Raw genomic sequence first — 24,921 nt, forward strand, 5'->3', positions numbered from 1 at the left:
CCGTCCTCTGGATGTGAGACAGCTCCATCAGACATGGAGGCAGGACTCGAACCTGCGCCCTCCCGGTAAGCAGCCGGGTGATCTACCCCTGATCTACTCCATGCAGTGCGCTACAGCCTAGCCGCCGTACGGCGTTCTGGTCAGGACAAATGTCGCTGCGTCGAGGTGCGAGATCGTGTCGCCGTCGCGGACGACCCGGACCTTCTCGCCGGCCAGGTAGCCGTCGCGGCCCACATACAGGTCGGGTTCGAGCGGTGCGAGCCGGGTGCTGAGACCACCGGAGAGCTGCAGAATGCCGGCCGTCGCGGAGATCGTGAGCGGCGTGTTGCCCCAGTACCAGTGACCGAGCAGCTCAGCACCCTGCGCCAGCGGCGGCTCCGGGACCCACTCCTGCGCGATCGGCGGCTCGTGGCTCATCAGGATGCGCACCAGATCAGGCGCCAGCGACGCGACCCGGCCGTACGTCGCGTTGCCCAGGGTGACCGCGCCGACCCGCCGTACCCGATCGACGAACAGCCCCGCGAGGAACCCAGGCATCGAGCCGGTGTGACCGATCAGCAGGTGCGGATCATCCGCGATCAACCGCAACCCCAGGCCGTACGACGCGGTGAGTCTCTCCCGCGGATCGGCGGCGACCGGCGTGGTCATCTCCTCGACCGAGTCCCGGCTGAGCACCTCGTGCACCGGATCGATCCAGAACATCGCGTACCGCGCCAGATCCTCGATCGTGCTCCACAGCTGCCCGGCCGGCGCCATCGCCCCCGAGTCGTACGCCGGCTCCGGCACCAACTGCCCGCTGAACGGGTCCACGGAGAAACCCTCGGCCGCCGGGCTCGAGGGAAAGTACGTCGTCCGGGTCATGCCGAGCGGATCAAGAATCCGGGCCTGCGCCAGCTCGAGCCACGACGCGCCCCGCAGCCGGGCGACGATCTCGCCGAGCAGGCCGTACCCGAGGTTCGAGTAGTGGTGCCGGCGATCCGCCGGACCGACCGCCTGCGCATCGTCCATCGCCGCGGTCAGCTCGTCGAACGTGACGCCGGGGTTCCGCTCCCACCACGGACCGACCGGCTCCGCGTTCATCCCGCCACTGTGCGCCAGCAACTGCCGAACCGTCCGGTCCCCGAACGCGACCCCCGGCAAATGCTTGCCCACAGCATCGTTCAACGACAGCAACCCGTCGTCCCGGCACTGCAGGACCAGAATCGCCGTCAACGTCTTAGTGATCGACCCGATCCGATACTGCACATCCGCCCCAGGCGCACCGCCGTCCGCCGTCGCGAACCGCCCCCGCACCCCGGTCCACACCAAGGCCCCGTCCCGAACCACCCCAGCACTGACCGACGGCAACCGCCCGTCACTCTGCGCAGCCGCAACCCCAGCAAACAGAGCACTGGAAGTGTCAGGTCGTACGGCCGCCACTGAAACCTCCGGTCACTGGGTCCTCGAGCCAACTCGCGCCATCGTAGGCGATGCTGTCCCCGAGGAGCAGCCAGCCGAGAGAGGGTGAGCGGTGAGCGACGACGGTCGGCGGCGGCGTGATTGGATGGAGGGGCATCTGGAGTGGGCCGCGCGGGAGTTCGGTGTCGAGCGGGTCGGGCGACCGTTGCACACCGGGCGTTTGCACTCGGTTGGTTGCCGCGTGATCGATGCGGGCGAGGACGCCTGGCTTCGGGTCGTTTACGCCGACCCCGAGTGGGGCGATGGCGAATACCTCGACCAGAACGTTGCCGCCAACGCGATCCAGGGCGTACCGAAGCCTACGGTCAAGCGGTGGCGGGAGTGGCAGGACAACGGTCGCAGGATGCGCGGGGAGGTCAGCACCTTTGTCGCCGACGCGGCCATCTGCGCCGGCATGACTCCCGACGGTCAGGTCGATCCGTCCGATCAGTGGCTGTCGGACCTGAACCAAGCCCTGCGCGCCCTGGCAACGCACCCCGTACCGTCGCGCGGCGTCGACGCGGAGCACGTGAACGACGGCATCAGAGCGTTCTTCGGTATCGAGGTCGACATCGCGTCCGTCTCCTGGACAACCGCACACTGCGATCTCCACTGGGGCAACCTCACCGCGCCGGCACTGGCCATCCTGGACTGGGAAACCTGGGGCAGAGCGCCTGCCGGGTACGACGCCGCCACCCTCGTCTGCACGAGTCTGGCGTACCCAGAGCTGTCCCGGACGGTCAGCCGAGTTCTGTCAGAATTCCTCGACTCGCCCTCCGGACGCATCGCGACGCTCGCCGCAGCCACACGACTGCTCCGTTTCGCCGACGGCGGCGACCTCACAGAGTTGGCGCGACCTGTCCGTCAACACGCGATGGAAGTCCTCAGATACCTCTGAGGACTTCCATCCAACCTCGGGCTACTCGAAGGCCTCTGGGGCGGGGCAGGAGCAGATGAGGTTGCGGTCGCCGAAGGCGCCGTCGATGCGGCGGACCGGGGGCCAGTACTTCGAGGCGCGGTCGACCGAGCGCGGGAAGGCGGCTTCCTCGCGGGTGTAGGCGTGCTCCCACTTGTCGTTGATGACCGACTCGGCGGTGTGCGGCGCGTTCACCAGCGGGTTGTCGGCGGCCGGCCACTCGCCTGCGGCGACCCGGTCGATCTCGTGCCGGATCGCGATCATCGCGTCGCAGAAGCGGTCGAGTTCGCCGAGGTCCTCGGACTCGGTCGGCTCGACCATCAGCGTGCCCGCGACCGGGAACGACATCGTCGGCGCGTGGAAGCCGTAGTCGACCAGCCGCTTGGCGACGTCGTCGACCGAGATCCCGGTCTCCTTCGTCATCGGCCGCAGATCGAGGATGCACTCGTGCGCGACCAGCCCGTTCTCGCCCGTGTACAGCACCGGGAACGCGCCCTCGAGCCGCTTCGCCACGTAGTTCGCCGTCAGGACGGCGGCCTTCGTCGCGGCGGTCAGCCCCTCGGCACCCATCATCCGGATGTACGCCCAGGAGATCGCCAGCACACCGGCCGACCCGAACGGCGCCGCGCTGATCGGACCGACACCGGACTCCGGACCGGCCTGGTCGAGCAGCGGGTGGTTCGGCAGGTACGGCGCCAGGTGCGCCGCGACCGCGACGGGACCGACACCCGGACCGCCACCGCCGTGCGGGATGCAGAACGTCTTGTGCAGGTTCAGGTGGCTGACGTCGCCGCCGAACTCACCCGGCTTCGCGAGCCCGAGCAGGGCGTTCAGGTTCGCGCCGTCGACGTACACCTGGCCGCCGTTGTCGTGGACGATCCGGCAGACCTCGCGGACGCTCTCCTCGTACACACCGTGCGTGGACGGGTAGGTGATCATGATCGCCGCGAGCTTGGCGGCGTGCTCGGACGCCTTCGCGCGCAGGTCGTCCAGGTCGATCGTGCCGTCGTCGTTGCCCTTGACAACGACCACCTTCATGCCGGCCATCACCGCGGACGCCGCGTTGGTGCCGTGCGCCGACGCCGGGATCAGGCAGACGTTGCGGTCCGCCGAGCCCTGCGCGTGGTGGTAGCCGCGGATCGCGAGCAGCCCGGCGAGCTCACCCTGGGAGCCGGCGTTCGGCTGGATCGAGACCTTCGCGTAGCCGGTCACCTCGGCCAGCCAGCGCTCCAGCTGGTTGATCAGCTTGACGTACCCGGCCGCGTCCTCGACCGGCGCGAACGGGTGCAGGTCCGCGAACTCCGGCCAGGTGACCGGCTCCATCTCGGTGGTCGCGTTGAGCTTCATCGTGCAGGACCCGAGCGGGATCATGCCGCGGTCGAGCGCGTAGTCCATGTCGGACAGCTTGCGCAGGTACCGCAGCATCGAGGTCTCGGACTGGTGCGTGTTGAACACCGGGTGCGTCAGGTACTCCGACGTCCGCGCGACCGCGATCGCGGGGGCGCCGAGCGTGTCGTCGTACTGGCCGCCGAAGGACTGGCAGACCCGGGTCAGCGTGGCGACGTCGGTCTTCTCGTCGCAGGAGATGCCGACGTGGTCCGCGTCCACGAGTCGCAGCCAGATCCCGTTCTGGCGGGCGGCGTCGACGACGTCGGCGGCCTGCCCCGGGACCCGGGCGAGCACGGTGTCGAAGAAGTCGTCGTGAACGACCTCGATACCGCTCGCGCGCAGCGAGGCGGCGAGCTTGCCGGCGTACGAGTGCACGCGCTCGGCGATCGCGCGCAGACCTTCCGGACCGTGGTAGACGGCGTACATCGACGCGACCACGGCGAGCAGGACCTGCGCCGTACAGATGTTGGACGTCGCCTTCTCGCGGCGGATGTGCTGCTCGCGGGTCTGCAGCGCCAGCCGGTACGCCGGGGCGCCGTCGGAGTCGACCGAGACGCCGACCAGGCGACCGGGCAACGACCGCTCGAGACCGGACCGCACCGACATGAAGCCGGCGTGCGGACCACCGTAGAACAGCGGTACGCCGAAGCGCTGGGAGGAACCGATGACGATGTCGGCGCCGGCCTCACCCGGTGCCTCGAGCAACGTCAGCGCGAGCAGGTCGGAGGCCACGGCCACCAACGTGTCGCGCCCGTGCGCCGCCTCGATCAGCGGCTTCAGGTCGCGGACCGCGCCGTCGGACCCCGGGTACTGCACGAGGAGACCGAAGAAGTCACCCTCGGGCAGACCGTCGGTGGTGTCGGCGACGACGACCTCGATGCCGAGCGCCTCGGCCCGGGTCTGGACGACGGCGATGGTCTGCGCGAAGCAGTCCGCGTCGACCAGGAAACGGTCGGACTTGCTCTTCTTGTTCGACCGGTGCGCCAGCGTCATCGCCTCGGCGGCGGCGGTGCCCTCGTCGAGCAGCGACGCGTTCGCGGTCGGCAGACCGGTCAGGTCGGAGACCACGGTCTGGAAGTTCAGCAGCGCCTCGAGCCGGCCCTGGGAGATCTCCGGCTGGTACGGCGTGTACGCGGTGTACCAGGCCGGGTTCTCGACCAGGCGGCGGACGATCACCGACGGCGTGAAGGTGCCGTAGTACCCCTGGCCGATCATCGAGGTGGCGACGTTGTTGCGGGCCGCGAGCTGGCGGAGTTCGGTGAGCGCGTCGACCTCGGAGGCCGGTTCGGGCAGTCGCAGCGCTTCGGCGGATCGGATCGAGGCGGGGACCGCGGCGTCGACGAGCGCGTCCACGTCGTCGTACCCGAGAAGCTGGACCATCCGCGTGATCTCGTCCGGGCGCGGACCGATGTGACGGTCGGCGAAAGTCGCCGAGAGGTGGGGTGAGTTGTTCATCTAGAGGCTCCGTTGCTGACAGTGCTTCCGGTCGCCTCCCCCTCTGTCACACCCTGCTGTGCAGGCAGTACGCTTCAGAGTCGCCTGTGACACTCGGTCCATGGGCCTGAGAGGTTCCGGGGAGGAATTGCCCCTTCGGCGCCCGAACACGGGTCTCTCCCGAGTGTTGTGTACGGCTGTCCCGAGGCTACCAGGAATTGTCGAACAGTTCGGGCAGCAGTCGACGGGCGTCCGGCCGCGCGGCCGCGACCTGCTCCGGTGTCGCCGATTCCATCGGCCACCGCACCCGGGTACCGACGTCGGCCCAGTCCCCCACCGCGGCCAGGAACTTGTCCAGCGCCGGGTTGGCCAGCCCCGCCTTCTGCAGCGGTACGACGTGCTTCGCGAAGAACTCGCCGATCCGACGCTCGACGTCCAGGTCTGTCGCGTACTTCACGGCACCGTTCGGTGAGAGGGCCGCGACGTTGGAGTAGCTACCGTGCGCACCGAGTGACGACATACTCGCGAGGAAGTGCCCGGGCACGAAGATCGCCAGACCGGACTTCGTTGCCTCGTCGAACCACGCCTTGTCACCGCCGGCGGTCTTCAGGCCGATGAGACTCGGCACCGCCGCGGCCAGGTCGGCGAGCTGGCGTGGACCGACCTGCGTCTTCGCGTGCGGCGGGTTGTAGAGCACGAGCGGGACACCGGCGGCAGCGTCAGCGGTCCGGTGCAGGAAGTCGAGGACCTCGCGCGGGTTCAGCGGGAGCCAGTCCGGGACGATGATCTGGATCGCGCCCGGCTCCAGCGTCGCCGCCCGCCGGACGCGCGCAAGCTGGAGCTGCGCCGACGGGTGACTGGCGCCGATCTGGAACGGCTTGCCGGCCGCGGCCAGGATCGTGCTGACCTGGTCGAACTCGTCCTCGGTGAGGGTCTGGAACTCCCCCGCCGTCCCGTGCGCGTAGAGCCCGTCGACAGCAGTCGCGCCCAGAGTCCGAGCTTGCGACTCCAGGCGGGCGAAGTCGATCGAGTCGTCCGCGGTCAGCGGTAACAACAAGGTCGCCCACACACCGCGCAGCGAGTTGGCGGTGAGTGGGCGCACAGGAAGGGCGGAAAAGGGCCGGGTCAGCCGGTCATGCGGGCGCGGCGGCGGGCGGCGAGCTCATCGCCCGCGTGGCCGTCCTCGTCCGACTCGTCGTGACCGTCGGCACGCTCGGTGGGCAGCTCGGACAGCGAACCCTCGACCTCACGCCAGACGCCACCGAGGGCGATACCGAACACGCCCTGGCCGCCGGCCAGCAGATCGATCACCTCGTCGGGCGAGGTACACATGTACACCGACGCGCCGTCGCTCATCAGCGTGATCTGGGTCAGGTCGTCGAAGCCGCGCTTGCTCAGGTGGGCGATCGCGGTCCGGATCTGCTGCAGCGAGATCCCGGCGTCCAGCAGCCGCTTGATCACCTTCAGCAACAGCACGTCCCGGAACCCGTACAGCCGTTGCGTACCGGAGCCGGTCGCGGGGCGCACGGACGGGGACACCAGGCCGGTGCGGGCCCAGTAGTCGAGCTGCCGGTACGTGATCCCGGCCGCAGCGCAGGCCGTCGGCCCCCGGAACCCGACGTCCTCCGGCATCGGCCGCAGGTCGTCGTCGAACAGCAGACCCTGAACGCCGGCAGTGGCAGTGGCCTCCGCCACGGCCTCGGCGTGCGCGTCGGACGCCGACTGCGCCGTCAGATCTGTGTCGCCGGTGCGTGTCACGCCTGAGCCTCCCTGATACCGATTAGAACGAGCCATCTGCGTGGAGTGACAACACTCCACGACTCCTTCACGGTAAGCCGCGGCCTGAACCGGGTCAACGACAACCGCGTCGAGCCGGGAGCGTGTCGCGACTGCAGCACGAATCGTTACCTAGTCGCTCTTGTATCAGAACGAGCACATCGGCGGGTCGCAGTTGACTCCGGACCCGGATCAACTCTTGTCGAAGTCCTCCGGGGTCACCTGGTCCAGGAACTCCCGGAACCGCTCGACCTCCTCTTCCTCCTCCACCTCGTCGGTACCGGACGTCTCGCTCTCCGGCACCGGAATACCGGCCTCGGCGAGGATCTCCTCGGTGCAGAACACCGGTGTCCCGGTCCGCAGCGCCAGCGCGATCGAGTCCGACGGCCGCGCGGAGATCTCGGTCTTGTCGTCGAAGACCAGGATCGCCTCGAACACGCCGTCGGTCAGGTTCACGATCCGGACCTGGCTGAGGGTGTGGCCGAGCACCCGGATGGTCTCGGCGAACAGGTCGTGGGTCAGCGGCCGTGGCGGCTCCATGCCCTGCTGCGCGAACGCGATCGCGCTCGCCTCGGCGGCACCGATCCAGATCGGCAGGTACCGCTCACCTCCGACCTCTCGCAACAGCACGATCGGCTGACTCGAGGGCATCTCCACCCGGACTCCGACCACGTCGACTTCGCGCACACCTTCAGCCTACTCCGCAGTCAATGCACCAGCAGTCCCACGGGGTGCGCCACGGTCGGCGTCACGGTCAGGGTCCCGGGGTGGATCAGCGCGGCAGGCGGGAGCGGACCAGCGCCGTATGGAGACGGACGGTGAGCGCCGCCAGCTCGGCGGTCTGCTCGGTCCGCCGGGGCCCGGTGACCTGCTCGATCAGGCCGACCTCCCGATCGGCCGCCGTACGGAACGCGCGCAGGTGCCGTGGTTCGAGACCGTACGCCGCGAGCTCGGCGGCGACCTGGGCGATCACGATGGCGTCGCCGGCGTAGTGGTTGCCGCTGGCCACCACCAGGCCGTGGCTCTCCAACTCGGCGAGCAGCTCGGCGGACACGCCCGCGGCGGTCCGCAGCTCGTCGCGGGTCATCCGCAGCTCGGTGCCCGCGGCACCGAAGTCGTCCGCGACCGGCTGACCGGGAGGCTGCGGCGACGAGCTCGGCGCGACCGGTGGACCCGCGGCGGCCGGACGCAGGCCGCGGTCGATCGCGCCGAGATACTCCTTGATCACTTTCAGCGGCAGGTACTGGTCGCGTTGCGCGGTCAGCACGTACCGCAACCGCTCGACGTCGCCGACGCTGAACTTGCGGTAGCCCGACGCCGTCCGGGCCGGCGTCACCAGCCCTTCGGCCTCCAGGAACCGGATCTTGGAGATCGTGACGTCGGCGAAGTCGGCCTGCAGCAGCTGCAGTACCTCTCCGATGCCGCGGCCGTCCACGGGCCCGTCGGCGGTGGGATCAGGCTTGGCCACTGGCGTAGTACACCAACCGGTACTTACCGATCTGGACCTCGTCGCCGTTGTTCAGCTGGACCTCGTCGATCCGGTCCCGGTTCACGTAGGTGCCGTTCAGGCTGCCGACGTCGCGGACCTTCACGCCGTACGGGTCCCGGCGGAACTCGGCGTGCCGGCGCGACACCGTCACGTCGTCCAGGAAGATGTCGCTGTCCGGGTGCCGGCCGGCGGTGACCACGTCGACGTCGAGCAGGAACCGGCTGCCCGCGTTCGGGCCGCGCTGGACGATCAGCAGGGCGGACCCGGCCGGCAGCGCGCCGACGGCGGCCTCGTCGTCGGCCGACAGCGGCTCACCGGTACGCTCCGGCTCCGGCTCGGCACCGATCGGGGTCAGCATCGCGGTGTCGGTGACACCAGGCGTCTGCTGAGGCTGGGGGTTCGCCGGGGCTGCCGCCGGGCGGTCCGCGCCAGGCAGCATCGCTCCGCACTGCGAGCAGAACCTGCTGCCCTCGGAGTTCTCGTGCCCGCACTGGTTGCAGAACGGCATGCTGTGATCCTCCCGATCGCCGGCGGTCCGGCGACGTTTTCGATAGACCCCGTATGAACAGTGTGACGTGGTGAAACAAGATGAGGGGACCTCAACCCTCGACCAGCGGTTGAGGTCCGGTAACGCTATCAGCTGGCTGTCAGCTCTGGTCGAGCTGTCCCTTGTAGGCCTCGGCGTCCATCAGCGCCGCGACCTCGGCCGCGTCCTCGACGTCGATGTCGAGCAGCCAGCCCTCGCCGTACGGGTCGCTGTTCACCAAGTCCGGCTGGTCGGCGAGCGCCTCGTTGACCGCGGTCACGGTGCCGTTCACCGGGGCGAACAGGTCGCTGACGCTCTTGGTCGACTCCAGCTCCCCGCAGGCGTCACCGGCCCGCACCGTGCTGCCGACCTCGGGCAGCTGCACGTACACGATGTCGCCGAGCTGGTCCTGGGCGAAGTCGGTGATGCCGACGCGCACCGGACCTTCCTCGCCGGCCTTCAGCCACTCGTGCTCGGCCGTGTACTTCAGGTCTTCGGGGTACACCTTCGTTCCTCTTTCGCTCAAGGACAGCTACGAGTACAGCTCAGCGTTCGAACTACTTGGTGGGGCTGGACGCCGGGCGAGCGTAACGATGCTCCTCCGGCGCGTGCAAGGCGGTCACGGTCAGCGAGCCGAGCTCGGTCACCTCGGCCGTTCCACCCACCTGCGGACCGGTCACCTCACTGACCAGACCACCCGGGAAGTTGGCGGCCTCGGACAGGTTGTGCGACTCCCCGATCGCCTCCACGACGTACGGCGAGTTCACCTTCCGGCCGTCGATCCGGATCCCCGGCGCGTCGTCCACGAAGTCGGTACTGGCGACGACCCGGACCGCTCCGTTGATCTGGATCGCCTCGGCGCCGGCGTCGCGCAGTTCCTCGATCGCGTCCAGCAGGTTGCTCGAGGTCATCTTGCCCTGCGGGTCGTTCAGCGTGATCCGGACCCCCGGTCCCTGCGCGGGCAGCGTGCCGGCCAGGATGCCGAGCGTCCGCACCTGGGCCTCGGCCTGCTCGCGGGCGGTCTGCGCCTTGTCCGCGCTGGAGGACAGCGAGTTCTTCCGCTCCTCCAGGTCGGCGATCTCGCTCTCCAGCCGCCGGGTGTTCTGCCCGAGGCCGTCGAGGATCGCGATCAGGTCCTCGCGGCGGGCGTTCTGGTAGCCGTCGTCGGCCCGGTTCACCCGGACCTGGACGACCGCCACACACGCGACCAGCGCGAGCACCACGGCGACGATCGCCTGCCCGCGGGACGGTTTGAACCCGGCCCGCAACCGGCGCAGCGCCAGGTTCGGCACCTTCGGCTTCGGCATCGGCGTCGGTACGTCGGGCTGCCCGCCCGCAGGCTCCGACTCGGCCTTCGGCTGCGGCTGCGGCTGCGGCTTCGGGTCCGGCGTCGAGGCGGTCTTCGGGTCCGGCGTCGGGTCGGGCTTGTCGTCGCTCATGATCAGGCCCGGAAGATGTGCCGGCGGATCGCCGCCATGTTGGTGAAGATGCGGATGCCGAGCACGACGACCACACCGGTGGACAGCTGCGAGCCGACACCGAGCTGGTCGCCCAGGTAGACGATCAGCGCCGCGATCAGCACGTTGGACACGAACGACACGACGAACACCTTGTCGTCGAAGATCCCGTCCAGGAACGCCCGCAGCGCGCCGAACACCGCGTCCAGCGCGGCCACCACCGCGATCGGCAGGTACGGCTGCGCCCACTCCGGGACGTCGGGCGCGACCAGCAGACCGATGACGACACCGATCACCAGCCCGAGTACGGCGATCATCTCGTTCCCACCTTCGCGTAGCGCAACGCGATGGTCGCATCGGCCGGCACCAGCAAGGAGTCCTCCGTCGTGATCGTGCTCCGGACATCGAAGTTGCTCACCAGGTACTGCACCCACTGCCCGCCGGAGCTCTGCGCGAACCGGGCCGGCATCGTCGCCGTGTCACCGATCGCGAGCACGGTGTACGGCGGGGTCAGCGAGCTGTAGTCGACCGTGATCGCACTGCCCGCGCCGCGGATCGCGGTCAGCGAGGTGATCCGGTGACCGTTCACCGCGATCGCCTCCGCGCCCGACGTCCACAGACCGTTGACCAGCTGCTGCAGGTCGACGTCGAGCAGCCGGCCTTCCTTGGCGTCGGCGTTCTTCGCGTCGTCGATGACCGCTTTGATACCAGGGCCGGTGACCGCGATCGCACCGGTCTGCAGCTCCAGGTCGTCGAGCTTCTGCTGTAGCGCGGCGCCCGTACTGTCGTTGCTCAGTCCGCTGGCCTGCAACCCACGTACCTCGTCGGCGAGCTGGGACTGGTTGTTGCGCAGACCGGTCAGCCGGGTGTCGGCCTGGTTGATCCGGTCGACCAGCTCGTTGCGCTGCTTCTCGGCCTCCGGCGCGGTGCGGTAGTTCTGCGCGGCGGCGACCGCGAGCAGGAAACCGAGCACGATCGAAGCGGCCACCAGCATCACCCGGTGCCGGGACCGGAGCGGGCGATCGCCCTGTTTCGACCGGGTCCGGGCGGCGACGGCGTACCCCTCGTCGAGCGGGTGCGCCATCAGGTTGTTGAGCAGTGACATCGACGCATCGACGCGCCGCGGCGGCTGCGTCGTCTGCTGCGCCGGCTGCTCGGGAGCTTGCTGTGTCACGGGTCTACCCGGCCGCGTCCTTGATCGGTTTCACCGTCTGGACCAGGTGCCGGAGCTGGGCGAAGTACAGCGCGCCGGCCCAGTAGTACAGACCGGTCCCCCAGATCGCGAACGCCCAGCCGAAGACGCGGGCCAGCAGGTTGAGCGTGCTGTCACCGTCACCGAGAAGGAGCAGCGGGAACGCGTACAGCAGGCAGAACGTGGCGGACTTGCCGAGGAAGTGCACCGGCAGCGCGTTGAAGCCGCGACGGTGCAGCGCCGGCAGGGTGAGGGTGAGCAGTACGTCGCGCAGCGGCAGCGCGATCGCCAGCCACCACGGGATGATGTCGCGCAGTGCCAGACCGATCACGGTGGCGAAGATGTACAGCCGGTCGGCGACCGGGTCGAGCATCTGGCCGAGGCGACTGGTCTGGTTCATCCGGCGGGCGATCTGGCCGTCGGCCCAGTCGGTGAACCCGGAGATCGCCAGCACGAGCAGCGCCCAGCCGTCCTCCTGCGGACCGAGGACCAGCCACAGGAACAGTGGCACTCCCAGCAACCGCAGGAAGCTCAGCGCATTCGGGATCGTCCACACCCGGTCGGACACTTCCAAGTCCGGCACGCGACCCCTCCCTCTCTCACCCTGAATACCCGTCGTAACTGTACTGGGGAGCGTCGACAGGTTTACGCCCGGCCATGCCGGGCAGGCCCCGAGTTTCCCCTGATACCTGAACGCTAGCTGTGTCGCGCCGCTATGGGTGCTGCGAAGCGGTGATCCGATCGATACCGAAGGGTGATGCTCCGCACTGTCTAGGCTGGGCAGATGAGGTTCCTGGTGCTGATTTACGGAAACCCGGAGTCCCGGGCCGTGTGGGACTCACTCAGCGACGAGCAGAAGCAGGAAGGCATGGCGGGGTACGCCGCCCTGCACGAGGCGCTCGCGGCGCGCGACGAACTGGTCGCGTCGGAGTCGCTCGACGATCCAGGACTGACCAAGCAGGTGCTGGTCCGGGACGGCCGGCCGCTGACGACCGACGGCCCGTTCGCCGAGGTGAAGGAGCAGCTGGCCGGGTTCTACCTGCTCGACTGCGAGTCGATGGACCGCGCGGTGGAGATCGTCGCGCAGATCCCGGAGGCTCCGTTCAGCGTCGTGGAGGTCCGGCCGGTGCGTGACCTCAGCGCGTACGCCTGATGCTCGAGGAACTGCTCCGCGAGCAGGCGCCGCAGGTGCTGGGCGCACTCGTCCGGCGGTACGGCGACTTCGACGCGTGCGAGGACGCCGTACAAGAGGCTCTGCTGGCCGCGTCGCAGCAGTGGCCCGGTGAAGGGGTACCGGCGAATCCGCGCAGCTGGCTGATCACCGTCGCGTCCCGGCGGCGGATCGAGGTACTGCGGAGCGAGGCGGCTCGGACGCGGCGCGAGGAGACCGTCGCGTCGTGGAGTCCCCCGGAGCCCGCGACGTCGGCGGACGACTCGCTGACGCTGCTGATGCTGTGCTGCCACCCCGCGCTCACCCCGCAGTCGCAGGTCGCGCTCACGCTGCGCGCTGTCGGCGGGTTGACGACCGGTGAGATCGCCCGGGCATTTCTGGTGCCGGAGGCAACGATCGGGCAGCGGATCAGCCGGGCGAAGGCGAAGCTGCAGGGCGCGCGGTTCGCGATGCCCCCGGCGTCCGAGCAGCCGGAGCGACTGGCCGCCGTACTGCATGTGCTGTATCTGATCTTCAACGAGGGCTACACGGCGTCGTCGGGCGACTCGCTGCACCGGGTCGAGCTGAGCGCGGAGGCGATCCGGCTGACCCGGCTGCTACGCGCGCAATTGCCGACCGAGGGCGAGGTCGCCGGTCTGCTCGCCTTGATGCTGCTGACGGACGCCCGGCGGCCGGCGCGAACCACGCCGGACGGGGCCCTGGTGCCGCTGCCGGAGCAGGACCGGACGCTCTGGGATGCCGACTCCATTGCCGAGGGCACCGAGTTGATCACGTCGACGCTGCAGGCAGCGCCGGTCGGCGCGTACCAGCTGCAGGCCGCGATCGCGGCGGTGCACGACGCGGCGAAGAACGCCGACGACACCGACTGGCGCGAGATCCTGATGCTGTACGAACTCCTCGAGTCGACCGCGCCGGGCCCGATGGTGACGCTGAACCGAATCGTCGCGGTCGCGATGGTGCACGGCGCCGCGGCAGGGCTGGCGTTGCTCGACGACGTGGACCCAGCGCTCCGGGATCACCATCGGCTGGCGGCCGTCCGGGCGCATCTGTTCGAGCTGTCCGGTGACACGGCGGCCGCCCGCGAGGCGTACGAGGTCGCCGCCCGGCTGACTCAGAGCGTCCCCGAGCAGCGCTACCTGCGGTCCCAGGCGGCTAGCTTGGGATCTTCGGCCGGCCCCAAGTGAGCTCGGCCTCGATCGTCAGCTCCAGTACGCCGTCGTGCGCGTACGGGCTGAGCGCCTCGGTCACCCCCGCGTCGAAGGCGGCGGCCTCGTCGGCGGGCATCAGGCCGCGCGCCAGACTCGACGTGGAGTGCAGCTTCTCGATGTAATCGGTGACCGTCTGCTGGTACGTGACGCGCGCGGTCCGCGCCGTACCGGTGAGGTCGAGCAGACCACGTTCGCGGATCGCGTCGGCGACGTTGAACTTCGGGTCGTGGCCCTTCTTCCGCGAGTGCCTCTCGATGACCGGGATGAGCCGGTCCAGCCACGGCTCGTCGACGGCGCCGTGCTCGATGACGACGAGCTGCGCGTTCGGCGTCAACTGCGGGACGATCCGCGCGAACGTCTGCTTCCACGGCATCCAGTGGATGCTCGCGCCGGCCGTCACCAGCGCGTACGGCCCGGCGAGGTCCGCGGTCTCGATCGGGTTGACCTGCCAACTGATGTTCGGGTGGTCGCCGCCCGGACGGCGCCGGCCGGCGTCGACCATCGGCTGCGAGAAGTCGATCGCGTCCACGTGCTCGACGCGCGGCGCCAGCGGCCGCGCGATCGCGCCTTCGCCGGCCCCGATGTCGAGCACCCGGCGCGGTGCGTCGGCGATCAGCGCGAGGAGCCGGTCGAACACCTCGTCCGGGTACGGCGGCCGGTGCTGGTAGGCCTCTGCCACTGCCTGCTGCTGAAACGTCGCCGCGAGTTCCGTCATGTCTCGGAGCCTAGCCGCGGGCCGACCGGCCGACAGCCCTTTTCTGCTCCCGGCCTAGCCCGGAACTCCGGCACTCACGCGGTCGTTGTGTCACGCCTCCCAGACCGTCGCGTGCTCCTCGAAGTACGCCGGGTCGCTGTGCACCGGGATCACGCAGAACAGGTGCCCGCCCGGCGCGCGCAATGTGTGGCAACCCTGCCAGCTGGCGATCTCGACAGCACCGAGGCCGGCCAGGCGGGTGACCTCGGCCGGAACATCATCGGTCTCGATGTCCAGGTGGTACCGCGGCTCGTCGTCGACGGACTGGATCGCGGTCACGTATCCGGGGACGGCGTCGTGCAGGCTGATGAACTGCGGCTCGCCGTCCGGTGACGACGTACGGACGCCGATGGCCTTCGACCAGAACGCCGCCGCGTCGTCCACCTCTTCGGTCTTGACGTCGATCAGGAACGTGGACACGCGGCTCCGATGCATGCGAATCAACCTATCCGGAAGTCAGTCGTCCGGAACCTGAATTACCGTGCTGCCCATGCAGGTGATCGAGGCGTCACAAGTAACCGTCGTACCGGCGAACGAGGTGCCGTGGGAGGACCTGCAAACGGTCCTCGGTACGGCGGACGCGGGGCAGTGTCAGTGTCAGCGGTTCAAGATCCGCGGATGGATCTGGCGGGACTCGACGCTGGACGAACGGATGACGAGGCTCCAGGACGAGACCGCATGCGGTACGCCGGACGCACCGTCGACGAGCGGTCTGGTCGCGTGCGTCGACGGCGAGCCGGCCGGATGGGCCGCGGTCGAGCCGCGAACGGCGTACCCGAAGCTGCGGAGCTCGCGGGTGCCGTGGACGGACCGCAGCGAGGACAAGGACGACGAGAGTGTCTGGGCGGTCACCTGCCTGGTCGTCCGCAAGGGATACCGCGGCCGCGGCCTCAGCTATCACCTGGCCCGCGCGACCGTCCCGCACGCTCGCGCTCGCGGCGCCCGGGCGCTGGAGGCGTATCCGATGTTCACGCAGCCGGGGAAGACCATCACCTGGGGCGAACTGCACGTCGGTCCGCACCAGGCCTTCGAGGAGGCCGGCTTCCGCCAGATCACCCACCCGACGCTCCGCCGAAGCGTGATGCGGATCGATTTCGAGTAGTCAGTCAGTCGTAGGTGGCCTGGGCTTGCCAGGCGGCTCGGTGGAGGGTGAAGAGCCAGGCGCGGGTGTCGGCGGTCTGGAACTGGAAGCGGGCCTGCCGGGACTCACTGTCGGGGTCCCACCAGCGCTCGGCCGTGAGCCACGGACCGGCCCAGGCGGTGATCGGGTGAATCTTGTTGCTGTCAGCAACCTGTACGCCGCGAGCCGCGGGCGGCAGCAGGGAGAACGCGGTCGGGACACCGGACAGCTCGCCACGGGCACTGACCGACACCTGGGTGCCGTCCGCGGCGAACACCTTCGCGGGGATCGGCTCCGGGAAGACCATGGTCGGCGCGAGCGTCGGCCAGCGCTTCGGGTCCGCGGCGGTGATCGCGCCCGGCCACGGCTGGTCCGGTGATCGGGCCGGCGTCGGTGGATCGCCCCATGGGATCAGCGTCTGCCGCTCGGCGAACCCGCGCCCGCCACCGATCACCACCGAGACGACGGCACCGTGGCCGAGCATGCTCTGCACCCGCGACAACGCGCGGTGGATCCGCTCGTCCGGCCCGCCGCCCCACAGTCCGTCGACATGCGCACCGACCGGGTCCGCCTGGTCCGGGATCAGCCGGATCCGGACGACCGGTGACGTCAGCTCGCTGGTCGCCGTACCGCTGCCTTGGAGTTGCCAGCGCACCCGGTCGACCACGTCGGCCGCGGTGAACCAGCGTGGGTGCAGCCATTCGCGCTCGTGGATCCGCCCGGACTCGGTGCCGACCTCGACCCGCAGCGTCGTACACACCAGGCCGAGCTCGGTCAGCCGGGCGATCAGTTCGTCGGCGATCGCGCGGACCGCGAACGCGACCTGGTCGACCCGGTCGACGGCCGGCTCGAAGTCGAGCGACCGAGTGAGCTCCGGCGGGATCTCCCGGCCGGTCACCGGGCGATCGTCAGACCCCTTCGCCAGGCGATGCGCGAAGGCGCCGTCGGGGCCGAACCGGGTGAGCACCTCGGTCCCGGACAGCTGAGCGAACGCTCCCAGCGACCGCAGCCCGAGCCGGCGCAGCAGATCGGTGAGCGTCGGCTGCTCCAGCAGGTCGACCGACAGCGGCGCGAGGAACTCCGGTGAGCCGCCGGGCGGCACCACGTGCACACGGGTCTGCGCGGCGCTCACCCGCGCCGCTTGCTCCGCGGCGAACGGGCCGTCAGCGATCCCGATCCGGCTGCCGTGCACGTCGTACGTCTCCAGCCGGTCGAGCAGCTTCTCCGCGGCTGCCTCTTCACTGCCGTAGAACCGGGCCGGCCCGCGGGCCTTCAACGCGCACATCCCCGGCCGGATCACCTGCACGCCCGGCGTGATCGCTTCCAGGCAGGAGATCACCGGGTCGAATGCGCGCGCGTCGATCACCGGGTCGTACTTCAGCACCACGAGCTCCGGGCACCGCGACTGCGCGTCCCGGGCCCGCTGCCCGCGCCGCACCCCTTCGCTCCGCGCGGCGGCGGAGGTGGCGAGCACCTTGCCCTTCTCCAGGACGACGATCGGCTCGTCCGGTGACCGTCCGGTCGCCACCGCGGCCGCCGCCACCGGCCAGTCCGGCACCCAGATCACCATCGTCCGGGTCGGTCCACGGCCGCTCATCAGCCCACCGCGCCGATCTGCTCCGACCACGTTTCCGGACGGCCGGGGGCTTCTTCACGGGCGCCCTCGACCGGTTCGGCGGAGCGGATGGTGCCGTCGGGCGCGGGCAGCCAGAGGTGTTGCCGGGCACGGACGGCGGCGCGGCGGCCGGTCACCGCGACCGTCGCCTTGCGGGCGGTGAGCAGGCCTTCGCCGTCACCGAGCCCTGTCCAGGTGCTGCTCTCGATCTCGAACCTGGCCTCGCTGCCGGGCCACGAACCGTACGCGATCAGCATCGCGCCGCGGGTCCGGAGCCGGGCGGCGAGCCGGGCCGCCTCCCCCGGAGTCACGTCACCGGGCGGGCGGACGACCACGACCGTCAGCGCGTCGACCAGCGCGGCGACGACGCTGAGCCAGTCGTGCCCGGGTTCCGGGACCAGGACGAGGCGGTCGAGGTCGACGCCGAGCCCCCGCGCCGCCTCGGCACCGAAGGACGGGACGCCGACGACCCCACACCACGCGCCCTCCGCCGACGGACCGGCCATCAGCGCCATCACGAGCGCCGCGCTCCCCCGGACCGAGTACGCCGATCCGCCGCGCAGGCTCGCACCGGCCAGCAGCTCACTCACCGCGGGATGCGTCGGCAGCTCGCGATCCACCCCCGCCGTGTCCAACGCCTGCTGCACCTTCGCCACCGAGGGCAGCCGAGTCGCCCCATCCACCGAAGCAAGCCGCACACCAGCGTGATCCTGGTCGGGGTGCAGTGAGTGGGAGTCGGGATCGAAGCTCGTGACGGTGGCAAGCCGGGCGGGCTGATCGGGAGCGTCAGGCGGAGGCTCGGTGGACAAGAACTCGGCGAAGTCGGGGTCGGCGGCGGCCTTCTGCGCCTTGGCCTGGGCGAGGAGCAGGCGGGCCTGGTCGAGCGCGGTGACTCGACTTCCTGGTGCCTTGCTCCCCGTCATAACCCCATGTTCGAACACCTGTTCGAACATGTCAATCCGGTCGTCCACAGCCCCACCGCCTGGCTAAAGTCCGGAGTATGCGCCGCGTCGAACACCCTCGGTTCCGCACCGCACTCCAACAGATCGAGGCCAGTATCGACGCCGCCTGGGACAGTTTCTGCACGACCTCCGAGGTACGCCGAGGCACGCCGGAAGCACGCGACCTCGCCGAGATCGTGCTCCAGGACCCGTCCGAGTTCGACTGGCGGGTCGTCGACGGCGCGCTCAACCAGCTGACGTGTCCCGACTGCCACGCGACGCTCGGCTCCGGCGACGTCGGCTGCCCGAGCTGCGACCGGGCGAACGGCTTCCGGTTCGCGGCCCGGGAGACCGACCGCCCCGACGTACCGCCGGGGAACGAGCACGCGATTCGCGTCTCCTCGGCCGTCGCGCGGACCAGGCACCGCTACACACCACGCGCCCGGGCCGGCTACGAACTCGTCCTTCCCGATCTGCTGGACGGTGCGCTCCCCACGACTCCGCAGGCGCAGCGGTACAAGCACCTCGTGAATCAGCTCTCCGACGACGAGTTGGAGCACCTGCTCACGCCGGCGGACCTGATCAGCCGCATAAGGTGAGAGGCATGCCGAGGACTATTGCCACGAACACCAAGGTCGAGCTGGACGGGTTGCTGGAGTTCGTGCGGCCGCGTCATCACATGCTGCTGATGACGACCCGCGCGGACGGGACGGTGCAGGCGTCGCCGGTGTCGGGTGGTGTGGACACCGAGGGCCGGATCGTCATCTCGTCGTACCCGGAGCGGGCCAAGAGCACGAACGTGAAGCGGAGCGGCAAGGCCAGCGTGGTCGTGCTGTCGGACGAGTGGAACGGCGCCTGGGTCCAGGTGGACGGCAGTGGCGAGGTGATCGAGCTGCCGGACGCGGTGGAGCCGCTGGTCGACTACTTCCGCGCCATCTCCGGTGAGCACCCGGACTGGGACGAGTACCGCGAGGCGATGGTGAAGCAGGGCAAGTGCCTGATCCGTATCGCCCCGGAGCGCTGGAGCCCGATCGCCACCGGCGGGTTCCCTGCGCATCTCGCCGACTGATGCGTACGGCGCTTGTCGTCCACGCGCACCCCGACGACGAAGTGTTCGCCACCGGCGCCGCCACCTCCGTGCTCAGCGAGCAGGGTTGGCGCGTCGTACTCCGTGTCGCCACCGCCGGTATGCACGGAGCCGCCGACCACGTGACCGCTTCCTGCGCACTACTAGGGATCGACGAGTGGGACTGGCTCGGTGCTGAGGACCAGTGGATCGACGACGGCGGCAAAGACGGACCACGCACTCTGGCGGCTGCACCGCCGGACGACATCGCTGCGGCAATCGAGGCCGCTGCACTGGCGACCAAGCCCGAGCTGATCCTCACGGTCGGCAGTGACGGCCTGACCGGTCACCCGGACCACATCGCCATCTCACAAGGAGTCCAGCGAGCACTCCGCCGTGTTGACTGCCGTGCGTTGGGCGCACGCGTCAGAGCTCAGGACGTGCGCGCTGGTGAGCAGTTGGTCCGGCAGATCGCTCCGGGCCAGCAGATCGGCTCTGGAAACATCACCGGCTGCGAAGACGGCACGCCGCTCGTGGAGATGAGCGGAGCGTCGGAACAGCGCAGACGGCAGGCTCTGGACGAGTACTACGACGGTCTGGGCAGCAAGCCGCTCGAAGACCTGCTCGGCGTACACCGGTCGACCAGCGACGGTCTGCTGCTCCGTGCCGTGTACGACGCGTCGGGCTGGCACCAGGACCGGTTCGAAGAGCTCACTGCTTCGAGCGACGCTCCATCGTCTCGGTGATGCGCTGCATGGCGCCTTCGAGGTGTTCGCGGAGCGCCGCCTCCGCGCCCTCCTCGTCGTGCGCCATGCACGCGTCGAGGATCGCCTGGTGCTCCCGGCGGGTCTGCTCGATCCGGGACTTGGTCCGCCGGGAGCCGAACCGGTAGCGCTCGCTGTTCTGCCACACCGGCTCGATCGCCCGCGGCAGCCAGCGCGAACCGCCGGCCCGGTAGATCGCGAAGTGGAACTCGGTGTGCGCCTGCCGGGACGCGATGTTGTCACCGGCCTTCGACAACCGGACGTGCTCGGCCAGCGCGGACCGGGCCGTCGACGCGTCCGAGTCGGAGAACCGTGTCGCGGCGGCACGCACCGCCAGCGACTCCAGCGCCAATCGCGTCGCGTGGGTGTCGCGCAGGTCCTCCATCGACAGCTCGCGGACCCAGGCGCCCTTGTGCGGGACGATCTCGACCAGTCCGAGCGCGGCCATCCGGCGCAGCCCTTCCCGGATCGGCATCTGGCTCATGTCCAGCCGTTGGGCGAGCTCCTCGAGCCGGAGCGCCGTACCACTGGGGAGCTCGCCGGACAGGATCAGCTCGTGCAGCTCGGCGGCGGCTTCCTCGGCGAGCGTACGACGGCCGGTCGGCCCCCCAGGCGTGAGCTCGAGTCGTCGGATCATCAGTAGCAGGCTGCCTCTCTCCTCCACGCTGCGTACAACTCTGGAGGTACCGTAGCCGCCGACCGGGTATCTGGAGGCCTTCGGCGACGGATTGCTCAGCCCAGAGCCCAAGAAACGGCTGTGGTCTAGGCCACGAAACCGGAAGCGCGCAGGGTCAGCGCAGGGCCGTCAGGTCCAGCAGAACCCGCCCGGTCTGCCGTTCCACCACGTCGCCGGCGCGGTCCGCCGGGACCACTTCGTAGTCCGCTCGCCAGGACTCCGATGCGATGTCCGCCAAGGCCTGACCCACCGCATCAGGTGCCAGCGCGGTCCGCTGCAGGTTCACCGGCAGCACCCGCAGATCCCGACCGATCAGCTGGTGCAGGTCGATCGTGGTGAACTCACCGGACTTGTAGCCCAGTACGGCGATCCGCCCGCCCGGAGCGATGTGCCCGAGCACGCCACCGGCCACCGGACCACCCATCGTGTCGATGGCGGCGTCGCACCACTGCAACTCCCGGCCGACCTGGCCCAGCCCGTCCACGCGGACGATCTGGTCGACCAGTCCGGCCGTGCTGTCGATGGAGTCGACCTCCGAGACCAGACCGATCACTCGAGCCGCACCGGCCGACCGTGCGATCACCGCACACATCCGCCCGATCAGGCCAGTGACACCAGTGACCACCACAGTCTCGCCGGCCAGCACCTCAGCAACCCGACGTACTGCGGTGTGCGCGGTCAACGCGGGCGTCAGCAGTGCCAGCGCCGCTGCGGGCTCCATGGACTCAGGCAGCCGATGTACGGCGGAATTCGGCACAACGGCGTACTGGCCCCATACGCCGGGCTTGGTCGCGCCAACACCCTCGCCACGGACCACAACCGCCGTACCGGGCTCGATGACGTCCGAGCTCACCACGACGCCAGTTCCCTCGGAGCCAGGAACAAACGGCACCGCTGGCTGTTTGCCGGCCAGTGTCGTCCGGTCGAGCGTAGTCACCGCGGCCAGCCGCATCTCCACCAACGTCTCACCTGGACCGGCAGCCAGCTCGACCTCTTCGGCCTTCAGCTGCTCCCCTGGTCCATGACTGCGCAACACAGTCCCCCGCGTACTCATGCCTCATCCCCGTTCACCACGTGTACTACGTTCAACAAGATTTGATATCTGATCACGACATCGACCAGACAAAACACACGTCTCACCACGCGACAACCTCCGTCGCGAGCGGCCGGGTCAGGACCTCGGCCGCCGCGGACCGCGCGGCGGACACCCCGTCGCTGCCCATCGGGAACGGCCAGTCACTCCCGGCCAGCACCCGCTCGGGCCCGAACGTCTTCGTCAGCAGTTCCAGTACGGCGTCGTCGTGCACCAGGTCGTCCACGTAGAATCGCCGCAGCGCCTCGGCCACCGGCAAGGACACCGGCTCGATCCCGGGCCGGGCCTGGTCGATGCCACGCTGCCACCGGCCGGCGACCGCCGCCGTCACACCACCCCCATGGCACAGGCAGAACCGGATGCCCGGAAACCGCCCCGGCACGTCCGCGAAGACGAGCGAAGCCGCCGCCACTCCGGTCTCGTACGGATTTCCCAACAGGTTCGACAAGTAGAACGAATCAAGCCGCTTGTCGTCACTGGCACCCGGGTGAATCAGCGTGAACGCCTCGACGGCATCCAGCACCTGCCAGACCGGATCGAGCCCTGCATAGCTCGGCGTACCGAGCGCGAAACCGCTGAAGACGCCCTCGCCGGCCAGTCCGGCAGCAACACCAGGTGCGGCCGGGTCGAGCAACGGCAGATGCGCCAGCACCCGTAGCTGGGGTGTGGCGAGCTCACGGAGGCCCTGGTTCACCAGCTCGGCCCATTCGACGCCGGCGTCGTACCGGAAGAGCGCAGGGGGAACGGACACCACGGCGCCGTCGAGGTCCTGTTCGGCGATCCAGTGCAGCAGTGCGGCCGGGTCGGCGAGCCGGCCGAGCGGCAGCCGCTCACCGTCGACAACCAGGGAACCGTTGTCGATGGTGAGCCCGAACTCGCCTCGGTGCGCCGCCGACAGCACGGTCGGCGGGATCAGGTGCGTGTGGACGTCCCATCCGGCCATGTCAGCGGGCGTCCTCGTCGTTGTCGTAGAAGTCCGGCCGCTCCGGGTAGTGCGGCCCGTCGTACACCTCCAGCAGGACGGAGGTCTCCTCGGCGCGCGTCGGACCGTGGACGACGCCCTTGGGGTTCCAGTAGAAGCTGCCCTTGGTCAGCGTCGTCCCGGTCGGCAGGTACACGTACCGGCCGGACAGGCAGAACATGAACTGGTTCGAGGCGTGCTTGTGCTCGGACGGGATGCCCGCGCCCTTCTCGAAACGCACCAACGCGATCGACGCCTCGGTCTCGGGGTCCCGCCACAGCATCTTGTGGGACAGCCCGTCCAGCGACTTCTCCACCCACTCCAGGTCGTCCGTCTGCAGCAGGATCTCGCGCAGCGGCTCGTCGAACCCACTCACGGCGCCTCCCGACCGGTGATCCGGGTGTACAGCTCCTCGGCCACTCCGGTACCCATCGGCGCGACGGCGGCGACATGTCCGTCCGGACGGATCAGTACGACGCTCTCCGGCGGTACGCCGTACCGCTTGGTAGCGACGCTTCCCGGGTCGAACAACGCACGATCGCGCAGACCGGAGTCGTGCGGAGCGTCCCATCTGGACACCGCATAGTGCTTCAGCGCGGGCGACTCGTTCACCGGGATCTCCGGACGCCGCCGGACGTCGGTGAAGTACAGAGCGACGAACGCATCCCGGGCCAGCTCGTGGATCGTCGTACGACCGGTGGGCGCCTGCAACACGAGGTCGGGCGCCCGGTCACCGGCACGCACGGCCGGCGGCTCAGCCGCGGTGGCCACCATCGACCAGTCCCCGGACCCGTCCACGTCCAGCCGCACGCTGAGCAAGGTGCGTGTGTACGCCGTCGCCCAGTCACTCGTGCCAGCGGTAACGGCCCCCTGCTGGAAGGACATGTACTTACGCGCAGCCTCGGCCATCTCGCCCGAGCCCTCGATCGCGACCGGCCGCTGCTCCTGCTCGTACCCGTCCAGCAACGCCGGCTCTGCCCAGCCACGCAGTACCCAGGCCAGCCGCCACGGCAGGTTGGACGCGTCCAGCGCACCGGTGTTCAGACCGAGCGCCCACATCGGCGTGATCAGGTGCGCGGCGTCACCCATCAGGAACACCTTGCGGTCCTTGGTCCACTGCTCGGCGACCCGGTGGTGCACGTTGTAGATGACCGTGCCGAGCAGCTCGATCCGGTCCACCTCACCGATGAACTGCTTCACCTTGACCAGCAGGTCCTCGTCGTCGGGCGTGTCGGCACCGGGCGCCAACGGGAACAGGAACCGCCAGTTGTCCGGCTGCCGGATCAGCACCATCCACTCGGACTTGTCCGCGAAGTACGCGAGGTACGGGTAGTCCCTTGCGTTGTTCACGTCCAGGTCCACCACGACGTCGATCAGCATGTACCGCTCGGGCAGGGTCTCCCCCACCACCTTCACGCCGAGCGCGTCCCGGATCCTCGAACGCCCACCGTCACAGGCCAGCAGGTACGACGCCTCCAGCTCCTGCGGACCGTCCGGCGTCTCCAGCTGCAGGACGACGCGGTCGTCGCGGACCTCGAACGACCTCAGCCGGTGTTGCGTCCGGACCGGCTCCGGAAGGGCCGCGGCGAGCAGCGGCTCCATCTTCTGCTGCGGCAGATTGATGACGAACGGGAACTGCGTGTCGTTGACCAGCTCGGCCAGCTGCACCGAGGCACGGGGCGTGTTGGTGGCCCGGTCGATGTCACCGATCTCGTCGATCCGCAGTGCGGCCCCGAGGATGCCGTCGACCGCGCCGTACCGGTTCCAGATCTCCAGCGTCCGGCTCAGCGTCGTACCGGCCTTGGTGTCGGACGACAGGACCGCGTCCTCCTCCAGCAGCACGTACGGGATGCCGTAGTGCGCCAGACCGAGCGCGGTGGTCAGACCGATCGGTCCGGCACCCACCACGGCAACAGGCAGCTGTTCAGTCACTCGT

Annotated in this window: 28 protein-coding genes, 1 tRNA gene and 1 riboswitch; of the genes, 7 read left to right on the forward strand and 22 right to left on the reverse strand. The window is 69.5% G+C overall.

Translation table 11 applies throughout. The annotated features are described in order from the left end of the window. Positions 1-31 precede the first annotated feature (31 nt). Positions 32-103: transfer RNA gene (locus AC0662_RS10505), tRNA-Ser, on the reverse strand. Between the two features lie 14 nt (positions 104-117). After that, on the reverse strand, positions 118-1,419 hold the full coding sequence (locus AC0662_RS10510) for a serine hydrolase domain-containing protein (RefSeq protein WP_478299887.1): 1,302 nt from the start codon (positions 1,417-1,419) through the stop codon (positions 118-120). Between the two features lie 91 nt (positions 1,420-1,510). Between AC0662_RS10510 and AC0662_RS10515 the strand changes: the two genes are divergently transcribed. Beyond that, on the forward strand, positions 1,511-2,335 hold the full coding sequence (locus AC0662_RS10515) for a hypothetical protein (protein WP_452193882.1): 825 nt from the start codon (positions 1,511-1,513) through the stop codon (positions 2,333-2,335). Positions 2,336-2,356: 21 nt separating this feature from the next. Here the strand turns inward: AC0662_RS10515 and gcvP are convergent, their stop codons facing one another. The 11 genes from gcvP to clsA form a co-directional block, all read right to left on the reverse strand. Next, on the reverse strand, positions 2,357-5,197 hold the full coding sequence (gene gcvP, locus AC0662_RS10520; protein ID WP_452193884.1) for an aminomethyl-transferring glycine dehydrogenase: 2,841 nt from the start codon (positions 5,195-5,197) through the stop codon (positions 2,357-2,359). 84 nt (positions 5,198-5,281) lie between these two features. Then, positions 5,282-5,369: riboswitch (glycine riboswitch) on the reverse strand. Positions 5,370-5,384: 15 nt separating this feature from the next. Beyond that, positions 5,385-6,278 carry a dihydrodipicolinate synthase family protein gene (locus tag AC0662_RS10525; RefSeq protein WP_478299890.1) on the reverse strand — a complete coding sequence of 298 codons (894 nt, stop codon included), beginning with the start codon at positions 6,276-6,278 and terminating at the stop codon, positions 5,385-5,387. A gap of 23 nt (positions 6,279-6,301) precedes the next feature. Then, entirely contained in the window at positions 6,302-6,970 is a 669-nt protein-coding gene (locus tag AC0662_RS10530) for a MerR family transcriptional regulator (RefSeq protein WP_452193887.1), read from the reverse strand. A 174-nt stretch (positions 6,971-7,144) separates the two neighbouring features. Further along, complete coding sequence (locus AC0662_RS10535) at positions 7,145-7,639, reverse strand: bifunctional nuclease family protein (protein WP_452193889.1); 495 nt, start codon at positions 7,637-7,639, stop codon at positions 7,145-7,147. Between the two features lie 85 nt (positions 7,640-7,724). Further along, positions 7,725-8,420 (reverse strand): transcriptional regulator FtsR, encoded by a 696-nt coding sequence (ftsR, locus tag AC0662_RS10540; RefSeq protein WP_452193891.1) that lies wholly within the window; start codon positions 8,418-8,420, stop codon positions 7,725-7,727. Then, positions 8,407-8,949, reverse strand: coding sequence for an FHA domain-containing protein (locus tag AC0662_RS10545; protein WP_478299893.1), 543 nt, complete (start codon positions 8,947-8,949; stop codon positions 8,407-8,409). The genes ftsR and AC0662_RS10545 overlap by 14 nt, the downstream gene beginning before the upstream one ends. A 139-nt stretch (positions 8,950-9,088) precedes the next feature. Further along, positions 9,089-9,472 (reverse strand): glycine cleavage system protein GcvH, encoded by a 384-nt coding sequence (gcvH, locus tag AC0662_RS10550; RefSeq protein WP_452193894.1) that lies wholly within the window; start codon positions 9,470-9,472, stop codon positions 9,089-9,091. A gap of 52 nt (positions 9,473-9,524) precedes the next feature. Continuing rightward, positions 9,525-10,406, reverse strand: a complete 882-nt coding sequence (locus AC0662_RS10555; protein WP_478299895.1) for a DUF881 domain-containing protein — start codon at positions 10,404-10,406, stop codon at positions 9,525-9,527. Between the two features lie 2 nt (positions 10,407-10,408). Beyond that, a complete protein-coding gene (locus AC0662_RS10560) occupies positions 10,409-10,741 on the reverse strand; it encodes a small basic family protein (RefSeq protein ID WP_131352136.1) in 333 nt (110 codons plus the stop codon). Next, on the reverse strand, positions 10,738-11,598 hold the full coding sequence (locus AC0662_RS10565) for a DUF881 domain-containing protein (protein WP_452193897.1): 861 nt from the start codon (positions 11,596-11,598) through the stop codon (positions 10,738-10,740). Before AC0662_RS10565 ends, AC0662_RS10560 begins: the two co-directional genes overlap by 4 nt. A 4-nt stretch (positions 11,599-11,602) precedes the next feature. Beyond that, the gene (gene clsA, locus AC0662_RS10570; RefSeq protein WP_387773636.1) at positions 11,603-12,199 is read right to left on the reverse strand and encodes a cardiolipin synthase ClsA; all 597 of its coding nucleotides are present in this window, start codon (positions 12,197-12,199) and stop codon (positions 11,603-11,605) included. 201 nt (positions 12,200-12,400) lie between these two features. On the opposite strand from clsA, the gene AC0662_RS10575 reads away from it, so the two are divergent. Both AC0662_RS10575 and AC0662_RS10580 read left to right on the forward strand, forming a co-directional pair. Then, positions 12,401-12,769, forward strand: coding sequence for a YciI family protein (locus tag AC0662_RS10575; RefSeq protein WP_452193900.1), 369 nt, complete (start codon positions 12,401-12,403; stop codon positions 12,767-12,769). Beyond that, positions 12,769-13,971 carry an RNA polymerase sigma factor gene (locus AC0662_RS10580; RefSeq protein WP_452193901.1) on the forward strand — a complete coding sequence of 401 codons (1,203 nt, stop codon included), beginning with the start codon at positions 12,769-12,771 and terminating at the stop codon, positions 13,969-13,971. The genes AC0662_RS10575 and AC0662_RS10580 overlap by 1 nt, the downstream gene beginning before the upstream one ends. Here AC0662_RS10580 and AC0662_RS10585 read toward each other — a convergent pair. Both AC0662_RS10585 and AC0662_RS10590 read right to left on the reverse strand, forming a co-directional pair. Beyond that, on the reverse strand, positions 13,940-14,710 hold the full coding sequence (locus tag AC0662_RS10585) for a class I SAM-dependent methyltransferase (protein WP_478299898.1): 771 nt from the start codon (positions 14,708-14,710) through the stop codon (positions 13,940-13,942). The genes AC0662_RS10580 and AC0662_RS10585 overlap by 32 nt on opposite strands. 90 nt (positions 14,711-14,800) lie before the next feature. Continuing rightward, positions 14,801-15,184 (reverse strand): VOC family protein, encoded by a 384-nt coding sequence (locus AC0662_RS10590; RefSeq protein ID WP_478299900.1) that lies wholly within the window; start codon positions 15,182-15,184, stop codon positions 14,801-14,803. Between the two features lie 55 nt (positions 15,185-15,239). Between AC0662_RS10590 and AC0662_RS10595 the strand changes: the two genes are divergently transcribed. Further along, positions 15,240-15,851 (forward strand): N-acetyltransferase family protein, encoded by a 612-nt coding sequence (locus tag AC0662_RS10595; protein WP_478299901.1) that lies wholly within the window; start codon positions 15,240-15,242, stop codon positions 15,849-15,851. Between the two features lie 4 nt (positions 15,852-15,855). Here AC0662_RS10595 and AC0662_RS10600 read toward each other — a convergent pair whose 3' ends face one another. Both AC0662_RS10600 and AC0662_RS10605 read right to left on the reverse strand, forming a co-directional pair. Beyond that, positions 15,856-17,466 carry a DNA polymerase Y family protein gene (locus AC0662_RS10600; RefSeq protein WP_478299903.1) on the reverse strand — a complete coding sequence of 537 codons (1,611 nt, stop codon included), beginning with the start codon at positions 17,464-17,466 and terminating at the stop codon, positions 15,856-15,858. Beyond that, positions 17,466-18,407 carry a hypothetical protein gene (locus tag AC0662_RS10605; protein ID WP_478299905.1) on the reverse strand — a complete coding sequence of 314 codons (942 nt, stop codon included), beginning with the start codon at positions 18,405-18,407 and terminating at the stop codon, positions 17,466-17,468. The genes AC0662_RS10600 and AC0662_RS10605 overlap by 1 nt, the downstream gene beginning before the upstream one ends. A gap of 77 nt (positions 18,408-18,484) precedes the next feature. Between AC0662_RS10605 and AC0662_RS10610 the strand changes: the two genes are divergently transcribed. Genes AC0662_RS10610 through AC0662_RS10620 form a run of 3 tightly spaced genes read left to right on the forward strand, consistent with a single transcriptional unit; the run spans position 18,485 to position 20,237 of the window. Beyond that, positions 18,485-19,024: a hypothetical protein gene (locus tag AC0662_RS10610; RefSeq protein ID WP_452193912.1), complete on the forward strand. Its 540-nt coding sequence runs from the start codon at positions 18,485-18,487 to the stop codon at positions 19,022-19,024. Between the two features lie 5 nt (positions 19,025-19,029). Further along, on the forward strand, positions 19,030-19,494 hold the full coding sequence (locus AC0662_RS10615) for a PPOX class F420-dependent oxidoreductase (protein WP_478299907.1): 465 nt from the start codon (positions 19,030-19,032) through the stop codon (positions 19,492-19,494). Beyond that, positions 19,494-20,237: a PIG-L family deacetylase gene (locus AC0662_RS10620; protein ID WP_478299908.1), complete on the forward strand. Its 744-nt coding sequence runs from the start codon at positions 19,494-19,496 to the stop codon at positions 20,235-20,237. Before AC0662_RS10615 ends, AC0662_RS10620 begins: the two co-directional genes overlap by 1 nt. Here AC0662_RS10620 and AC0662_RS10625 read toward each other — a convergent pair. The 5 genes from AC0662_RS10625 to AC0662_RS10645 form a co-directional block, all read right to left on the reverse strand. After that, the gene (locus AC0662_RS10625; RefSeq protein ID WP_452193918.1) at positions 20,203-20,892 is read right to left on the reverse strand and encodes a GntR family transcriptional regulator; all 690 of its coding nucleotides are present in this window, start codon (positions 20,890-20,892) and stop codon (positions 20,203-20,205) included. The two genes, AC0662_RS10620 and AC0662_RS10625, sit on opposite strands and share 35 nt — an antisense overlap. 154 nt (positions 20,893-21,046) lie before the next feature. Next, the gene (locus tag AC0662_RS10630) at positions 21,047-21,985 is read right to left on the reverse strand and encodes an alcohol dehydrogenase catalytic domain-containing protein (protein WP_452193920.1); all 939 of its coding nucleotides are present in this window, start codon (positions 21,983-21,985) and stop codon (positions 21,047-21,049) included. 82 nt (positions 21,986-22,067) lie between these two features. After that, on the reverse strand, positions 22,068-22,967 hold the full coding sequence (locus AC0662_RS10635; protein WP_478299910.1) for an amidohydrolase family protein: 900 nt from the start codon (positions 22,965-22,967) through the stop codon (positions 22,068-22,070). A gap of 1 nt (position 22,968) precedes the next feature. Further along, complete coding sequence (locus AC0662_RS10640; protein WP_452193923.1) at positions 22,969-23,361, reverse strand: cupin domain-containing protein; 393 nt, start codon at positions 23,359-23,361, stop codon at positions 22,969-22,971. Next, positions 23,358-24,917, reverse strand: coding sequence for an FAD-dependent monooxygenase (locus AC0662_RS10645; RefSeq protein WP_452193925.1), 1,560 nt, complete (start codon positions 24,915-24,917; stop codon positions 23,358-23,360). The genes AC0662_RS10640 and AC0662_RS10645 overlap by 4 nt, the downstream gene beginning before the upstream one ends. Positions 24,918-24,921 lie beyond the last annotated feature (4 nt).

Source organism: Kribbella sp. NPDC043289 (genome assembly GCF_056436705.1).

Coding starts and splice junctions, on each gene's coding strand:
- gcvP (WP_452193884.1), bottom strand. CDS start 5,197: ATGAACAACTCACCCCACCTCTCGGCGACTTTCGCCGACCGTCACATC.
- AC0662_RS10530 (WP_452193887.1), bottom strand. CDS start 6,970: ATGGCTCGTTCTAATCGGTATCAGGGAGGCTCAGGCGTGACACGCACC.
- AC0662_RS10545 (WP_478299893.1), bottom strand. CDS start 8,949: ATGCCGTTCTGCAACCAGTGCGGGCACGAGAACTCCGAGGGCAGCAGG.
- AC0662_RS10555 (WP_478299895.1), bottom strand. CDS start 10,406: ATGAGCGACGACAAGCCCGACCCGACGCCGGACCCGAAGACCGCCTCG.
- AC0662_RS10560 (WP_131352136.1), bottom strand. CDS start 10,741: ATGATCGCCGTACTCGGGCTGGTGATCGGTGTCGTCATCGGTCTGCTG.
- AC0662_RS10575 (WP_452193900.1), top strand. CDS start 12,401: ATGAGGTTCCTGGTGCTGATTTACGGAAACCCGGAGTCCCGGGCCGTG.
- AC0662_RS10580 (WP_452193901.1), top strand. CDS start 12,769: ATGCTCGAGGAACTGCTCCGCGAGCAGGCGCCGCAGGTGCTGGGCGCA.
- AC0662_RS10585 (WP_478299898.1), bottom strand. CDS start 14,710: ATGACGGAACTCGCGGCGACGTTTCAGCAGCAGGCAGTGGCAGAGGCC.
- AC0662_RS10590 (WP_478299900.1), bottom strand. CDS start 15,184: ATGCATCGGAGCCGCGTGTCCACGTTCCTGATCGACGTCAAGACCGAA.
- AC0662_RS10595 (WP_478299901.1), top strand. CDS start 15,240: ATGCAGGTGATCGAGGCGTCACAAGTAACCGTCGTACCGGCGAACGAG.
- AC0662_RS10600 (WP_478299903.1), bottom strand. CDS start 17,466: ATGAGCGGCCGTGGACCGACCCGGACGATGGTGATCTGGGTGCCGGAC.
- AC0662_RS10605 (WP_478299905.1), bottom strand. CDS start 18,407: ATGACGGGGAGCAAGGCACCAGGAAGTCGAGTCACCGCGCTCGACCAG.
- AC0662_RS10610 (WP_452193912.1), top strand. CDS start 18,485: ATGCGCCGCGTCGAACACCCTCGGTTCCGCACCGCACTCCAACAGATC.
- AC0662_RS10615 (WP_478299907.1), top strand. CDS start 19,030: ATGCCGAGGACTATTGCCACGAACACCAAGGTCGAGCTGGACGGGTTG.
- AC0662_RS10620 (WP_478299908.1), top strand. CDS start 19,494: ATGCGTACGGCGCTTGTCGTCCACGCGCACCCCGACGACGAAGTGTTC.
- AC0662_RS10625 (WP_452193918.1), bottom strand. CDS start 20,892: ATGATCCGACGACTCGAGCTCACGCCTGGGGGGCCGACCGGCCGTCGT.
- AC0662_RS10630 (WP_452193920.1), bottom strand. CDS start 21,985: ATGAGTACGCGGGGGACTGTGTTGCGCAGTCATGGACCAGGGGAGCAG.
- AC0662_RS10635 (WP_478299910.1), bottom strand. CDS start 22,967: ATGGCCGGATGGGACGTCCACACGCACCTGATCCCGCCGACCGTGCTG.